This window comes from Ferrimonas sp. YFM (assembly GCF_030296015.1).
Lineage (GTDB): Bacteria > Pseudomonadota > Gammaproteobacteria > Enterobacterales > Shewanellaceae > Ferrimonas.
The window spans coordinates 71,997-87,156 of the sequence record NZ_AP027368.1 but is presented as its reverse complement, the minus strand read 5'-3'; the positions used below and the strand labels follow the sequence as shown (position 1 = coordinate 87,156).

At 60.9% G+C, this 15,160-nt stretch carries 11 protein-coding genes; 3 read left to right on the top strand and 8 right to left on the bottom strand.

Features of this window, described 5'->3' with window-relative positions; genetic code table 11:
- Window positions 1-113: 113 nt before the first annotated feature.
- Together fusA and QUE41_RS00385 are read left to right on the top strand one after the other, a co-directional pair.
- Window positions 114-2,138, top strand: a complete 2,025-nt coding sequence (gene fusA / locus QUE41_RS00390) for an elongation factor G (protein WP_286341055.1) — start codon at window positions 114-116, stop codon at window positions 2,136-2,138.
- A 141-nt stretch (window positions 2,139-2,279) separates the two neighbouring features.
- Entirely contained in the window at window positions 2,280-3,311 is a 1,032-nt protein-coding gene (locus QUE41_RS00385; protein ID WP_286341054.1) for a P1 family peptidase, read from the top strand.
- Window positions 3,312-3,388: 77 nt separating this feature from the next.
- On the opposite strand, the gene QUE41_RS00380 is transcribed toward QUE41_RS00385, so the two are convergent.
- From QUE41_RS00380 to QUE41_RS00350, 7 genes are all read right to left on the bottom strand, one after another.
- Window positions 3,389-4,375 (bottom strand): DUF4382 domain-containing protein, encoded by a 987-nt coding sequence (locus QUE41_RS00380; RefSeq protein ID WP_286341053.1) that lies wholly within the window; start codon window positions 4,373-4,375, stop codon window positions 3,389-3,391.
- Window positions 4,376-4,519: 144 nt separating this feature from the next.
- Window positions 4,520-5,983 carry a M16 family metallopeptidase gene (locus QUE41_RS00375; protein ID WP_286341052.1) on the bottom strand — a complete coding sequence of 488 codons (1,464 nt, stop codon included), beginning with the start codon at window positions 5,981-5,983 and terminating at the stop codon, window positions 4,520-4,522.
- On the bottom strand, window positions 5,983-7,269 hold the full coding sequence (locus tag QUE41_RS00370) for a M16 family metallopeptidase (RefSeq protein WP_502876007.1): 1,287 nt from the start codon (window positions 7,267-7,269) through the stop codon (window positions 5,983-5,985). Before QUE41_RS00370 ends, QUE41_RS00375 begins: the two co-directional genes overlap by 1 nt.
- Before the next feature lie 274 nt (window positions 7,270-7,543).
- Window positions 7,544-8,977, bottom strand: coding sequence for a DUF4145 domain-containing protein (locus QUE41_RS00365; protein WP_286341050.1), 1,434 nt, complete (start codon window positions 8,975-8,977; stop codon window positions 7,544-7,546).
- A gap of 8 nt (window positions 8,978-8,985) precedes the next feature.
- The gene (locus QUE41_RS00360) at window positions 8,986-10,299 is read right to left on the bottom strand and encodes an MFS transporter (protein ID WP_286341049.1); all 1,314 of its coding nucleotides are present in this window, start codon (window positions 10,297-10,299) and stop codon (window positions 8,986-8,988) included.
- A 74-nt stretch (window positions 10,300-10,373) separates the two neighbouring features.
- Window positions 10,374-10,907, bottom strand: a complete 534-nt coding sequence (gene ftnA / locus QUE41_RS00355; RefSeq protein ID WP_286341048.1) for a non-heme ferritin — start codon at window positions 10,905-10,907, stop codon at window positions 10,374-10,376.
- Between the two features lie 61 nt (window positions 10,908-10,968).
- Entirely contained in the window at window positions 10,969-12,603 is a 1,635-nt protein-coding gene (locus QUE41_RS00350) for a sensor domain-containing diguanylate cyclase (protein WP_286341047.1), read from the bottom strand.
- Window positions 12,604-12,741: 138 nt separating this feature from the next.
- On the opposite strand from QUE41_RS00350, the gene QUE41_RS00345 reads away from it, so the two are divergent.
- Window positions 12,742-14,676 (top strand): methyl-accepting chemotaxis protein, encoded by a 1,935-nt coding sequence (locus QUE41_RS00345; RefSeq protein ID WP_286341046.1) that lies wholly within the window; start codon window positions 12,742-12,744, stop codon window positions 14,674-14,676.
- Here the strand turns inward: QUE41_RS00345 and QUE41_RS00340 are convergent.
- On the bottom strand, window positions 14,667-15,080 hold the full coding sequence (locus QUE41_RS00340; RefSeq protein WP_286341045.1) for a GNAT family N-acetyltransferase: 414 nt from the start codon (window positions 15,078-15,080) through the stop codon (window positions 14,667-14,669). The two genes, QUE41_RS00345 and QUE41_RS00340, sit on opposite strands and share 10 nt — an antisense overlap.
- Window positions 15,081-15,160: the final 80 nt, after the last annotated feature.

Sequence of the window (15,160 nt, the reverse complement as noted above, 5' to 3'; positions counted from 1 at the left end):
ATTCCGAACAATTATCGACCGCAAAAAGCGTGACCTTGGTCAATAATTACCACCTATTTGCTACCTATACTCGGAAGGGACTGCCGGATTCAACAAAGATAAAGGAGGCGACTATGCCTGAGTATCGCACCGCGCAGATAAGGAACCTGGCCCTGATGGGCCATACCGGAAGTGGTAAATCCTCGTTGATTGAGGCCCTCTTGTTCCGAGCTCATGCCATCAATGACCGTGGCAGGGTCGACAAGGGCACAAATCACGCCGATTTCACTGCCCAGGAACAAGCCCATCACCACAGCCTGGAACCCTCCTTCCTCTCCCTGGATTATCAGAAACACCACATCCACCTTATCGACACCCCCGGACTGGCCGACTTCTTTGGCCGAGCGCTGTTGCCGCTGCCCGCGGTCGAGTCGATCATGCTGGTGATTCACGCCGAACGAGGCATCGAAGCCGTGACTCAACGCGCCTTCGAAGCCGCCCGTCATCAGGGCAAGGCGATAATCATAGTGATCAACCACATCGATGATCATCTGGACAAGCTTGAATCCCTGGTAGACCAGATCCAGACCCGCTTTGGTCATGGCTGCCTGCCCATCAACCTCCCCAACGCCGACGGCAATGGCGTTGTGGACTGCTATTTTGACCCACAGGACACCCCCACCCTCTTCAGCGATGCCGCCTCGGTTCACGACGAACTGGTGGACACCGTTCTGGAGGAGGATGAAGCCCTGATGGAGCTCTACCTGGAGCAGGGTGAATCGGTCAACCCCGATCAGCTTCACGAGCCCCTGGAAACCGCCCTTCGCCAAGGCCATCTGGTGCCCATCTGCTTCACCAGCGCAGAGAAGGACATCGGCCTCTCCGCCCTGCTCAAGGTGCTGTGTGAAGTGATGCCCAACCCACGGGAAGCCACCCCGCCGGCCTTCCTCAAAGGCTGGGGTGACGAGGAACAACCGGTCACCATCACCCAGGATGCCAAGGATCATGTGCTGGCTCATGTATTCCGGGTGGGGATCGATCCCTTCGTCGGCCGCATGGGCGTCATCCGCCTGCATCAGGGTACCCTGACGCCCGGCATGCGCCTGCTCATCGGCGATGGCCGCAAGCCCTTCAAGGTCAACCACCTGCTGAAACTGCAGGGCGCCAAGCAGATCGAAGTGGAGGAAGCGGTTCCCGGCGACATCCTGGCCCTGGCCAAGGTCGACGGACTGGAGGTCGACGCCATTCTCCACGACAGTCACGACGAAGATCTCTACCACATGCCCAAACTGGACATGCCTCAGCCCATCTTCGGCCTGGCGGTAAAACCCAAGAAGCGCGGCGATGAACAGAAGCTCGCCGAGGTGCTGCACAAGCTGGTGGCCGAAGACCCCAGCCTGCACGTCGAACATCAGGAGAGTCAGAACGAAACCGTGCTTCAGGGCCTGGGTGACCTCCACGTGCAGATCGCCCTGGAGAAGGCCAATGAGGTGTTCAACGTGGACATGGATACCGCCAAGCCCTCGGTGGCCTACCGGGAAACCATCACCACAGGTGCAGAAGGGATGCACAGGCACAAAAAGCAGACCGGCGGCGCCGGCCAGTTCGGTGAGGTGTCCCTGCGTGTCGAACCCATGGAGCGTGGCGCGGGCTTCCACTTCGAAAGTCAGGTGGTGGGCGGTGCCATTCCAGGCCAGTTCATCCCGGCGGTGGAGAAGGGAGTGCGCGAGGCGATGAGCCAGGGCTATCTGGCCGGCTACCCCATGCAGGACATCAAGGTGGTGGTACTGGACGGCAAGCACCACTCGGTGGACTCCAAAGAGATCGCCTTTATCTCGGCGGGTAAGAAGGCCTTCCTGGAAGCGGTCTCCAAGGCGGGACCGGTTATCCTCGAGCCTCTGGTGGACATGCATGTGCAGGTGCCCCAGGAGAAGATGGGTGACATCACCGGCGACCTCAGTGCCCTGAGAGCCATGGTGTGCGGCACCGAAGCCCTGGACAACGCCCAGGTGGACATCAACGTCGAGGCGCCCCTGGCAGCGCTGGACGATTACGCCACCCGACTCAAGGCGATGACCGGAGGTGAAGGCCAGTACTCCATGACCTTCAGCCGCTACGAGATCGCCCCACCCAATGTGCAGCAGTCGCTGACCCATTGATCCGGCTCACTAACCCATAAGGCGCCTGCGGGCGCCTTTTCTTTTTCCCCTGTGCCTCTGCTAAGCTGCATCCATACTGTTTTGGGTTACCCGGTTGATCTACAAGAGATAGTCGTGCGACCACACCACTGAGAGACCATCATGAGACTTTGGGCAATTGCGGCGCTGTGGGCGCTGCTGGGAGGCTCCGCCATGGCAGGCGATTACCAGACCGACGCCATCTTCGGCATCAAGGGGCTGGCCATAGGCCAGGCATCGGACACCAAGGGGCTGACCGGGGTCACCGTCCTGCGCTTCGACAAGGGGGCCACCGCCGGAGTAGACGTTCGCGGTGCCGCCCCCGGCACCCGGGAAACCGACCTGCTGCGCCCGGAAAATCTGGTGGACAAGGTGCACGCCATCGTCCTTTCCGGCGGCAGCGCCTTCGGCCTGGACAGCATGAGCGGCGTGGCCCGCTACCTGGAGGAGCAGCAGATCGGCTTCGACACCGGCGTGGCTTATGTGCCCATCGTCACCGGCGCGGTGCTGTTCGACCTGGCCCTGGGGGATGCCAAGGCTCGCCCCGATGCTGGCATGGGCTATCAGGCGGCCAAGGCCGCCCACCGCATGGGGTTCGATGAGGGCAGCGTGGGGGCCGGTACCGGTGCTAGCGTCGGCAAGATCGCCGGCATGCCAAGGGCCACCAAGAGTGGCATCGGCAGCTACAGTGTCACCCTGGACAACGGCCTGATTGTCGGCGCCGTGGTGGCGGTCAACGCCTGGGGAGACGTGATTGAGGGAGAGACCCTGCTGGCCGCCACCCGTAACGAGGCCGGCGATGGCTTTGTCTCCGGCACAGAGCTGATTCTCGCCGGGGCCAACGCCCAGGGGTTTGCCGGGCGCAACACCACCATTGGCGCCATCGTCACCAACGCCACCCTCACCAAGTCCCAAGCCCTGAAGCTGGCGCAGATGGGCCATGACGGCTACGCCAGGGCGATTCGTCCGGTGCACTCCATGTACGACGGCGACACCCTGTTCGCCGCCGGCACCGGAGAGATTCAGGTCAAAGACATCAATGCGGTCGGGGTGATCGCCGCCGAGGTGGTCGAAGAGGCGATTCACCGTGCGGTGAAAGCCGCCACCGCCGCCGGAGGCCTGCCCGCCAGCCGAGATATTCAGCCAGGCCACTGAGCAAATAAAAAGAACGGAGCCACCAGGCTCCGTTTGTCTGTTAAAGCAGTTCAATTCCAACGAATGGTTGTGAGGCGTTAACCGCGTCCGCCATGGCCCGGGCCTCCGCCCCCTTGACCGCCACATCGGTGGCCATTGCGCTGCCCGCCATACTCGCCGGCATCGATGATCACTGATCCGCCATCACCATAAAAAGCGAAGCCAGACTCGGCGTCCTCATTGGTCTCCGGCTGGTCCAGGTGACCCAGGCAACTGTAACCCACCTGGTACTCGCCCTCGGGCAGGAAACCCATCCCAAATCCCCAGCTGCCGTCTGGCAGTTGATGGACATAGGCGGTGGCAATAGGCAGCACCTTTGCTGCTTCCGCCTCGAGAGCCATGTCGTCCATCGCCTCAAAACCGGTTTCAGCCGGATAGAGATAGGCGGTGTGATAGAACACCCCTCCGTCGGCAGCCTTATCGGCGTTATCCGCTTCACAAGCCTGAATCCAGGCCTCGTCCACGCTGCCCATCAGGTGCCCCATGGTCTGGTTGTCCACCCAGCGCCAGCCATTATGACCATAGCCATAGCCCTGCTCCGGGTCATAATAGAGCCCCTGGCGCAGATCCATCTCCAGGGTGAAGCCTTGATGCTGACCGGAGCCCAGCTCCATCTCCCCCAGATCGATGTGCCTCTGCTCCATGCGCAGCGCATGGCGCCCCTGGTGATCATCCACATAGGACCCCTGATCGCCACTGCCTGGCTCCATCTCCAGCCTCAGATGGTAACGCCCCGCCGGCACCGGGTGATCTTCAAACAGCCAGTGCGCCCTGTCCTGCTGGTAATCGAGCATATTCACTCTGTGCTGAGACAGATCGATATTGTGCGCCTGTCCGCCGCCCACCGGGGTCAGCACCATGCGATGAAACGCCATCACCACGGCCTCGGCGCCGTCCATAGGGGCATCGGACACCGCCACACTCAGGCTTGCCTGAGGCGGCTCGGGATCTTGTGGCGCCGGTGTGGAGTCGCTGCCGCCACAGCCATAAAGCAGTGGCAGCACTAAAAGGTATCTCGGGTTCATGTTTATTCATCCCTGCTACATTAGACAACGCTACAATGTACGAAAAATCACCAGAGATTGTTTTGATTTAGTCTGGCTAAACAGGGCGAAAAAGATCAAAAAAAGGGGCCCGCCAGGGCCCCTCATTGTGGTAGGGAGTCAATGTCAGAAGCGGAAACCTTCACCCTGAATGCTCACCTCTTTCACCTGGCCGTACTGACCGGCCACGCCGCGGATGTCGTCCGCCTTACCGATCATCACAAACTGCAGGTTCTCCTTGGGGAACGCCTTAGCCACCAGGGCCTGGGCCTTCTCCAGATTCAGGCTGTCCACCTGCTGCTGGAAACCGTCGATGAACTCGGGGCCGAAGCCATAGAGGTACATCTGACCCAGCAGGGACGCCAGCTGACCCGAGGTCTCATACTTGGGCGGAAACTGGCCCTTCACATAGGCCTTGGCGGAATCCAGGGTCGCCTGATCCAGCCCCTGCTCCCAAAGACGGGCGTAGGTCTTCAGCGCCAGATCCACCGCCGCCTGGGTGTTCTTGGTGGCGGTAAAGGTGCTGATCACGAAACTGCCGCTTTCGGAGTAGGTGGTAAAGCGGGAGCGGGCGCCATAGGTCAGGCCGGCGTTCACCCGCAGCTCATCATTGAGCCAGGAGGTAAAGCGGCCGCCGAGAATGGTGTTGATCACCTGAAGGGACACATAGTCGGGATCGTCACGGGAGATGCCCGGACCACCGATGACGAAGGTGGTCTCGATGGCGTCCGGCTTGTCCACCAGCAACACCTGGGCCTTGGAAGGCTCCGGCAGTGCTTTTGCCAGTTTCGGCATGGTCGGAGTATCGGCGCCGCGCCAGTCGTCGAACAGCCCCTCCAGGCGCTGCTTCATCTGAGCCGCATCGAAATCCCCCACCAGGGTGATCGCCATGTTCTGGGGCTGGTACCAGCTGCCGTGGAAGATCTTCAGGTCATAGTTGTCCATCCCCTCAATGGCCGCGGCCTCACCGGCGGCGGCATTGGAGTAGGGGTGCTCACCATAGAGCAGGCTGTCGAAGTAGGCACCCACCACCTGACGCGGGCTCTCCTTGCGCTGCTTCAGCTGAGCGGCGTAACGGGCCTTGGCCTTGTCCACCTCTTCCGCGGGGAAGCTGGGCTTGCGCAGCAGCTCCGCCAGCAGCGGCAACATCACTTCGGCGTCTTTACTCATAAAGCGCATGGACACCGAGGTGCCCTCTTTGCCGGCATAGGCACCCAGCTCGGCACCCAGGCTGTCCACCAGGGCTTCCAGTTGCTGCTTGGTGCGACGCTCGGTACCCAGCAGCAGGCCATCGGCGGTCATGGTGGCCAGGCCAGGAACGCTGTCGTTGACCGCGCCGGCACGAATGGTGACGTCGGCGGTGATCAGCGGCACATTGCGCTTCTCCATCAGCTGTAGAGTCAGGCCGTTCTTCAGGGTCACCGTCTCATAGGCGGGCAGGGTGAAGGGCTTGGTTTCTGCCACCTTAAAAGTGGGGGCGTTCACGGTTTCCACGGGTTTGACCTCCGCCTTTGGGGTGGTCTGACTGCAGCCGGTGGCCATCAGGGCCGCCAGGGACACGGCGAGCAGGGATTGAGTCAGGGCTTTCATCAGTCTTTATCCTCCTCGGCCGCCAGCACGCCCACGGTGCGGTTGGACTTCTTCAGGTAGGTCTGGGCCACTCGCTGCACATCTTCGCGGGTGATCTTGGCGTAGGCCTCGGGGGCGGTGTACATCTTCTTCCAGTCACCCTGGAACAGCTCATAGGTGCCCAGGGTATTGGCACGACCGTTGATGGTTTCCAAAGTGTCGTAGAAGCCCATCAGCTTACTGTTCTTGACCTTGTCCAGCTCCTCCTGGGTCACCCCCTCCTGGGCGACCTTGTTGATCTCGGTGATCAACGACTGCTCCAGGGTAGCGGCTTCCACACCGGGCTTGGCCACGGCAAACAGGTAGAGCAGGTTGGGGTCGAAGCTTTGCGGCACATAACCGTCCACGCCCAGGGCAATCTGCTGCTCATCCACCAGCGCCTTGTTCAGGCGGGAGCTGTTGCCGTCGATCAGCAGGGACATCAGCACGTCCAGGGCATAGCTGTCTTCATGGGAGGTTTGAGGCACATGGTAGGCAAACATCAGGTTGGGGCTGGTGACTGACTCCTTGCGCACATAGACCCGACGCTCCCCCTTCTGCTCAGGCTCCACGGTGCGCACTTCCGCAGGTGGGGTCTGGGCAGGGATGGCACCGAAGTAGTGTTCGGACATCTGTTTCACCTGGTCGTAATCCACCGCCCCGGCGATCACCACCACCGCATTGTTGGGGGCGTAGTAAGTCTTGTGGTACTGCTTCAGGTCATCCAGGGTCCAGGCGTAGATGTCGGACTCGTGGCCGATGACGCTCCAGCTGTAGGGGTGGGCGCGGAAGGCGGTGGCCTTCACCTCCTCCTGCAGGGCGCGCCAGTTGGAGTTCTCCAAACCTGTGGTGCGCTCGGAGGCCACTACATTACGCTCACTCTCCACCATCTTGGGGTCGATGTTCAGGTGGGCGATGCGGTCCGACTCCAGCTTGAAGATGGTCTCCAGGGCTTCCGCCGGGAACCAGTCGGTATACACGGTGACGTTCTCTGTGGTGTAGGCGTTGTTGGCGCCACCAGCGGCTTCCATGGTGCGGTCAAACATCTTGGGACCGTAGTTCTTGGAGCCGTTGAACATCATGTGCTCGAAGAAGTGGGAGAGGCCGGTGATGCCGGGCACCTCATTGCGGGACCCCACTTTCCAGAACAGGTACATGTTGGCATTGGGAATGGCGTCGTCTTCCAACACCAGCACCTTCATGCCGTTATCCAGGGTAAAGCTCTTCACCTCAGACGGATCCGCCGCCTGTGTTACCACAGGGGCCATCGCCAGGGAGAGCGCCAAAGCCGGCGTGAGTAACTGTTTCACCGAACCGCTCCTTGTGACAGAAAAAAGTAGAGATGCATCATGCCAGCCACGGGCCAGCAGAGCAAAAAAATTAACGGATTCACAACATCTTAGGCAGGGCACTCCCAATGAGTGCCCCCGGGTATCTCTTGATTAGGGGCCGGGCGAACAGAAAAGTTCGCCGGCAAACAGGCCCAGCCACCACGCTACTGGATGACCTGGCTGGGGACAAGGCTGGATAAGTTACGCTTTGTTAACGGCTTTCAAAGGGCAGAGGCAGCCCCTCGGCATCGAAACGGCTGCGGGCCAGCTTCAGTCTCTGCTGCTGTTCACCCTCCCCCGCTGCCGCGTCCAGGGCTGCCACCAGGGGCGGCGTCAGCTGTTCAATCGCCCCTTTGAGCTCAGGCGTGGACGCATAGTGATAAGCCGCCTGCAGCAGGGCCGCCCCCTCCACAGGATCCGCGTCCGGCACTTCGTTGTCGAAGATGGCCAGGCTGAGTTCAAACATCGCCTCGGGCAGGGCGGCGTAACGAATCGCCTTACGATACAGGGCGCTGGCGCGCTTGGGATCCGGCGCCAGCCTTTCACCATCGAGCAGGTGCCTGGCCAGGGCCGCCATGGCATCCGGGTAGTTCTGCTCCGCCGCCTGCTGCAGCCAGCCCATGGCGTCCTCCAGTTCCTGCTGCTGCTCCAGCATCAGCGCCAGATGGTATTGAGCCACCGGGTAGCCCGCCTGGGCCGCCTGCCGGGTATAGCTCAGCGCTTTTTCGGCATCGGGCAGATGGTGGTGATAGAGCACCCCAAGGTTGGCCATCGCCTCGGCCTGGTCCTGCTCCGCCGCCAGCAGAAGGTAGTGCTCCGCCTTGGACAGGTCCTGATCGAAGGCGGTACTGGAGGAGAGGTAGAAATAGCCAAGCAGCGCCTGGGCTTCCGCCAGGCCAGACTCCGCCGCCTGCTGCACCAGGGTCTCCCCCAGGGCCGGCTCCTCCTGGCCACCGTAACCGTGGATCAGGGCCACCCCATATTCGAAACGGGCCCCGGGGTGATTGTCGCTGGCCCGCTCAAACCAGTATCCCGCCTGGGCAAGGCGACGCTGAGAAGCTTCGGTGTTGATGTCGGCGCTGTCATTGGCCATGGCAAAGGAGAGCTCCCGCTCCCGCTGCATCAGCCCCTTGGCCTTAAGGGACACGCCCACCAGATACTGGGCTTCGGCATCCTCCTCCATCACCGCCCGGTAACAGAGCTCGCGCCCCGCCACCTGATCCAGAGGTTCAAAGGTCCACTCAGGGCAAGGCGCCGCCTTCAAGGTGGTGTAGGACTCTGCCAACACCGCGGCGGTCAACTCCACCGACCGTTTCGCCAGCTCCACCAGCTGCTCCTGAGAAAGTCGGTACTTCTCAGGATGGGCCCCCTTATTGCCCCCCTCACGCAGCTTGTGCAGTTTGCGCGCCAGGCGCACATCGATGGCTCTGGCGCGATTGAGCACTTCGACCCGGTCATAGAGGTTTTTGCTCTTGAACTTGATCTCCGCACTCGCAGCCAGGGCCTCCACCAGCTTGTAGGCCACGGACCGCAGATGCACCAGGGCGTGGGTTGGCACATCCAGGCAATAGTTTCGTGCCAGCCGATAATCGTCCAGCAGGGCGGGTTCCAGCCGGCGAACCAGCTCAAGATCGTTAATGGCCACGGTGTCTCCTAACTGTTTGAGGCCGTCATTGTAGCGCCCAATTCTGAATGGGTCTTGCGATCCAGCGGATAGCGCCAGGCCAGCACCACCATGGGGGCCAGCAACAGGCAGGGCCAGCCGGCAAAGGCCAGCTTGAGGCCGGTCACCGCCGAGTCGGTCAGGGCGCCCTCGGCGCTGAAGCCAAACCAGACGGGAATGCTCAGGCCGATGGCGCCGCCCACTCCCTGATTAAGCTTGACCACCAGGGCCTGAAAGGCAAAGAGGATCCCCGCCCTGTCCCGGCCATTGTGCACCAGATCCGCATCCACCAGATCCCCCAACATGGAGGGCAGCACCAGGGCAGACAGCCCCATCATCGACCCAAACAGGGTCATGGTGATCGTCATGGGCATCAGGGCCGATGGGCCAGGCTCGATGTTGATGATCACCAGCAACAACGCCATCATCCCCGGCGCCGACACCGCCCACAGCCTGTGTTTGTCCACCCGCTTGAGCAGCTGCAACCACAGGGGCATGGACAGGACCATGGCCAGGGTCATGGGCACGGCGATCCGGGCGATGGAATCCCCCAGCTCAAGATACTGACTGGCGTAGATGACAAACAGGGAGGAGACGGCGCCGGTGGCCAGGCCAAACAGCACCTGAGTCAACAGGAAGTGACGCAGCCAGGGCAGAGTCCTGAGCACCTGCAGCATGTCACCTGGGCGAATTCGATGCTGGCCATGGACCTTGGGCTCAGGCACCCGCCAGCACATCCACACCAGGGTCAGGGGCAGAGTCAGGGCGACGAAGGCGGCCAACGCCGCCATCACCTCAGGGGTGAAAGACTTGCCCTGACCCAGCAGCATAGGGGACGCCATAAACAGCACCCCTCCGGCAAAGCCGAGGATCTGCCGCCACATGGAGATGCGATTGCGCTGCTGATAATCCCTGTTGAGTTCCGCCGCCATGGCCGAATGAGGAATCTCCACCAGGGTCCAGCCCAACGCCAGCAACAGATACCACCCCAGCAGGTAACCCAGGCCCGCCTCCGGGGCCGGTCTGAACAGCTGCCACACCGCCAGGGCACACACCAGGGCGCCTACCAGCATCAGGGGCTTGCGGGAACCCAGCCGATCCGACAGCACCCCAATAATGGGATCGGTAAAACCATCGAACAAGCGAGATACCAGGGTGACTGTGGCCATCATCCCCAGGGTTACCGCCGTGTGCTCGATATAGAAATTGGGCAGAATCGCCGCCGTGGGCGACATCAGCATGGAGAGGGGAAGGTTAACCAGCCCGAACAGGATCAGCGTCCGGGCGGGAAGAGACTGTGGCATGGTGGCTCCGTGGGGTTTAGCTCATGGCCATTGCACCACAGTCTGAAGAAAAAGTCTGTGAACAGAGCGCGTGCTTAGGCGCCGCCTTCGGCGTCGTGCATGATGCTGCCGCCCTCTTGCTGGGCCAGCTGCGCCAGCTCCTTGTCGATCATGTACAGGCCCTGTCCGCTGTCGCCCACCAGGGTCAGCTTGTCCAGAACAGACTTGAACAACTTCTCCTCTTCGTGCTGCTCGGCCACATACCACTGCAGGAAGTTGAAGGTGGAGTAGTCCTGGGTGGAGAAGGCGGTGTGGGCCAGATCGTTGATGCTGCGGGTCACCAGCTGCTCGTGCTCATAGGTCTTGGCGAAGATGTCCGCCAGAGATTCGAAGTTGTGGTCTGGCGCTTCAATCTGACCGATCATCGGCAGGCCGCCGGCTTCGCTGACGTAGGTGAACAGGCGACGCATGTGCTGCATCTCCTCGTCGGCGTGATCCCTCAGGAACTCGGCGGCCCCTTCGAACCCCTTGTCCTCACACCAGGCACTCATCTGCAGGTAGAGGTTGGAGGAGAAAAACTCCAGGTTAATCTGCTCATTGAGCTTGTCGATCATGGTCTTCGATAGCATGGGTAGGGATCTCCGGTTTCAACAACAACTGGTGACATTGTTCTTAGTTACGCATCAAATATCAACCGGGTTCAGTGGTTTGAGCAGGTAAATTCAATGAGGCCAGCACCTGGGGCAGCAACCCCTCGGCCACCTCGACACGATTGCGCCCCTTCTGTTTGGCGCTGTAGAGCGCCTCATCCGCCATCTTCATCAACAGCTCCAGGGAGACCGGATTGCCCTCGGTACAGCTGACGCCGGCGGACAGGGTGACCCGCCCCAATGCCTGACCATTGTGGCTGAGTTCCAATGCCGCCACCGAAGAGATCAGCTTGTTAGCCAGGTCCAGTGCCCCTGATGCGTCGGTATCCGGGCAGATCACCACCAACTCCTCTCCTCCGTAACGACACACCAGATCCGATTTGCGCACCAGTTCGGTCAACTCCTTGGCCACCCGCTGGATCACAAAGTCGCCGGAGTCATGGCCGAAGGTATCGTTAAACTTCTTAAAGTGGTCGATGTCCATCATCAGCATGGACAGCGGCTCCTGGCGACGCTCACTGAGGGCCAGTTGCGCCTCGAGAAACTCCAGCATATGGCGGCGATTGAACAGGCCGGAGAGGGGATCGCGAATCGCCTGCTCCTTGAGATTGTCTCTCAGGCGAATGTTAGCCAGAGCCAACCCCACTTGCTCCGCCATGGATTCGGCCACCGCCCTGCCTGCCAGCATCTGCACCTCGTCGGTAAACATCAGGCTGAGCACCCCGAGGGCCTCCCCCTGAGCCAACAACGGAATGCAGAGCTGACTGCCCGGCTGAGTCTGATGCTCACAATGAATCTCAACTCCCTCGTCGCAGCTCAGGTGGGTGTTGCCCTTGAGCAGTGCCCAGCACTCCTCTGAGCCAAACTCACTGGGACCGGGCCAGTTTCCTCCCCAGTTGGTCACCATCTCCAGCCCCCGACTGGAGCGAATAAGTGCAATGCTGCCCCGGGCTCCGGGCAGCAGCTGCTCGGCGATGGGCTCCATCACCTTGCAAGCAGCACGCACAGTCGTGCAGGCGGACATCAGGCTGCCCAACCGCTGTAACATCGCCAGATCCCGGGTTCGTGCAACCACCTGGATCTCCTGACTGGCGGCCGCATCCCGCCGGCCATTTTCAAGGGTAAACCTCAACCAACGCCAGAAAGCCAGTACCACAAACAGCCCCAGCATCCAGGTCAACAATACCCAGAACCTGAGAGACATAAGGATCCCGGTCAGTACGGAATTGGGTTCAGAGATGCGAATCAGGCGGTTCTGACCTCCCTGGTTCAGGGACAAAGCCAGGAAATACACCTCTCCGAGGGACGCTTCGTGTCGCAAAGCAGCGCCGATGCCATTGGTCATGGCCTGCTTCAGCTCAGGGAAGGTAACGGGTATGCGTCCTCCCCTCTCACCCCTGGAGTCCAGCACTACCTGGCCGGTATCGTCCAGAACCTGCAATCGGGCTTGGCTGCCTTCCAACATCTGAGCCAGCACGCCTGTCTGCAACGCCTCTTCAGAGTAACCGCTGTGAAGCACCAATCCGGCACCGATGTGTGCCAGTTGCTGCAACCTTGCCTGATGCATCTGTCGAATCTGGGACTCAAACACCTGGGTAAGGAACACCATCAATACACTGAGGATCACCACCATCAACGCCAGGGGTTGCCAGAGACTAACTGAGGATTTGAACATGACTCATCCATGTGGGGTCGCGACCATCCATGGCCAACTTATTGTAAGTATAGAGAGTTTCCCCAAGAGTGCCGATGTAACACCGTTGTCATTAAAGTTTCGTAAACTGCGCTTGCCCATGCAGAGAAGAAATCACTAATGAAAACAAAGACTCATGCTCTGATCAGTTCGGCTCTTCTCCTGTTGGCCGCCGCAGTCCTGTTGGTGGCCCAGCTCTACAGCAATCAGCAGCGAGAACGCCTGGATCAGCAGGCTCTGGCCAGTGCCCAGCTTTACCAGGCGTTCAAAATGCAACTCCTGGAACCGGTCAACCTCTACCTGTCCCAGGGCAATGCCCAGATGCTCTCCGAATCCGGCAAAGGTGCCCAGGCATTGTTGGCACACCTGGACAGCTTCCCCGATGATCTGACTCAGGCACCGAGAGCACTGCTGCTGCAGTTTGGGACCAGGCTGGACAGTGATTACCGCGGCGCCGGCAAGCTGGCAGGCGACCCACGAGGCCTTCTGAACAATGCGGAGCGCAATCTGCTCTCCTACGCCCGCTATCTGGGTCAGTATGCCCAGGAGGGCCGCAGCGAAAACCCACAGGCGGCCGACGCTCTGCTCAGTGCCTCTCTGGAGCTGCCGCAACTGGTGTATGCCCTGGCCACCGATTCCACCCTGAACAAACTGACCCGGGGCGATCAGGTAAACCCCCAGTCCCTGCAGGATCTGGAGGCCTGGGCCAACCGATTGGACACCCTGCCTCTACTTGGGTTAACCGCAGAATCTGGCGAAGAGATGGAAGACAATTTCCTCCTGGATGAAGAGGATGCCGAAGACCCTGGGGAAGAGTACCAGGGCGAACTGGTCAGCCTGGCCCGCCGCTATCGCCAGGAGCTGGCCAACACCGAGGCGACCCTGGCCAGTCTCAGAGCCATGCGCACCGCCCTCAGTGACGACATGATTCAGATGCAGAACAGCCTGGAAGCCCTGGAGCAGGCTCGCCTGGCCCAGGCGGAAACGATCAAGCTGCAACTCAACTCCCTGATGATCGGCATCAGCCTCGCCCTGGTGATCCTGGCCCTGGCGATGGCCTGGGTACAGCACCGCATCGTGGTGCGTCCACTGGAGAAACTGCTGGCCGCCTTCACCAAACTGGTGCAGAGCGGCCGCCGGGACGCCATGGACACCACCTCCAGCTCGGCAGAAACCAATCAGGTGGCCCTGCAGTTTAATCAGCTTCTGCGCCAGATGGCGCAACGGGACAACCAGGCTCAACAGCAGATGGAGGAGGTCTCAGGCCGACTGCAATCTCTGGTGCAGGAGATCACCGCCGTCGCTTCCATGGCCTCGGAGCAACAGGCGGATGTTCAGCAGGCCCGCGAGTCTTCCCGGGTACTGGAGCGTTTGGCCAAAGAGGTGGACAGCGCCTCCGGCGCCGTGGCCGACGGTGCCAAGAAGACCGATCTGGCCATGACCCAGGGCCTGAACCAGCTCGGAAACCTGAGCCAGCTGTCTCAGCAAACCAGCGAGGAGATCGACGTCAGTCAGCAGTCCCTGGCCAACCTGAGCAGCTCGGTGACCGATGTCACCGCCATCCTGGACACCATCAGCGGCATCGCCGAGCAGACCAACCTGCTGGCGCTGAACGCCGCCATCGAGGCGGCCAGGGCCGGCGAACAGGGCCGCGGCTTTGCCGTGGTGGCCGACGAAGTGCGTAATCTCTCCACCCGCACCCAGAGTTCCCTGCAGGAGATCCTCGCCATCCTTAATCAGCTCAACAGTGCCAAGGACAACCTGCAGAATCATATGACCCAGATCCGCGAGGCCGCCACTCACCAGGTGAGTCAGACCGAGCTGCTGAAAACAAAATTGGAAAGCGCCAGGACTCAGGCGGAACAGGCGGCCGTCGCCTCCAGACAGTCGTCAGTCAACGCCCACCAGCAGGCGGAGCAACTCAGGGAGTTCGACGCCCAGATGTCTTCACTGAACCATCAAAGCCAGGCGGCGCTGGAGCGCAACCGGGCCATCGCCGATGCGGTGGCCAACCAGGCCAGCAGCATCGAAGCCATTCTCAAGGCTCAGGAATAACGCAGGGCCTGCAGCGAAGAACGACTGCGACGATAGGCCGCCAACATAGCGGCCTGTGTCTCGGGAAGGGATTCGACCTGTTGAAAGCCCAGAGACAGGTACCAGGCCATCAGATCTGGCTGGGTGAAACACCACACTGGCTCTTTGGCCTGACTGATCACCTCACTCACCAGGGCGGCCCCGACGCCCAGGCGGCGACACTCCAGCACTACCCACACCCCTCTGAGCAGCAGTGCGCCCCCCTGGGGAGAGAGGCGGGCCACCGCCACCGCCCGCCCATCGATTCGAGCAAACCACACCCTATCGTGACGGCGACAACGGTCCTTTTCGCCCTGCTCACGATAAAAGCGGTCAGCCAGAGGCAGCGCCTGGGCCGATAAGGCTTCGATGCTTAATGAGGCCAATAGGGTCTCTCCAGGTTGTGAGCTGGGTAAAAACAGCTATATCTATAGGTACGGCGCTCGAGCCCAGGCTGTGGAGGTGC

What these genes read in the sequence shown, in the direction of transcription:
- fusA (WP_286341055.1), top strand. Translation starts at nt 114, where the DNA reads ATGCCTGAGTATCGCACCGCGCAGATAAGGAACCTGGCCCTGATGGGC.
- QUE41_RS00385 (WP_286341054.1), top strand. Translation starts at nt 2,280, where the DNA reads ATGAGACTTTGGGCAATTGCGGCGCTGTGGGCGCTGCTGGGAGGCTCC.
- QUE41_RS00380 (WP_286341053.1), bottom strand. Translation starts at nt 4,375, where the DNA reads ATGAACCCGAGATACCTTTTAGTGCTGCCACTGCTTTATGGCTGTGGC.
- QUE41_RS00375 (WP_286341052.1), bottom strand. Translation starts at nt 5,983, where the DNA reads ATGAAAGCCCTGACTCAATCCCTGCTCGCCGTGTCCCTGGCGGCCCTG.
- QUE41_RS00370 (WP_502876007.1), bottom strand. Translation starts at nt 7,269, where the DNA reads ATGGCCCCTGTGGTAACACAGGCGGCGGATCCGTCTGAGGTGAAGAGC.
- QUE41_RS00360 (WP_286341049.1), bottom strand. Translation starts at nt 10,299, where the DNA reads ATGCCACAGTCTCTTCCCGCCCGGACGCTGATCCTGTTCGGGCTGGTT.
- ftnA (WP_286341048.1), bottom strand. Translation starts at nt 10,907, where the DNA reads ATGCTATCGAAGACCATGATCGACAAGCTCAATGAGCAGATTAACCTG.
- QUE41_RS00350 (WP_286341047.1), bottom strand. Translation starts at nt 12,603, where the DNA reads ATGTTCAAATCCTCAGTTAGTCTCTGGCAACCCCTGGCGTTGATGGTG.
- QUE41_RS00345 (WP_286341046.1), top strand. Translation starts at nt 12,742, where the DNA reads ATGAAAACAAAGACTCATGCTCTGATCAGTTCGGCTCTTCTCCTGTTG.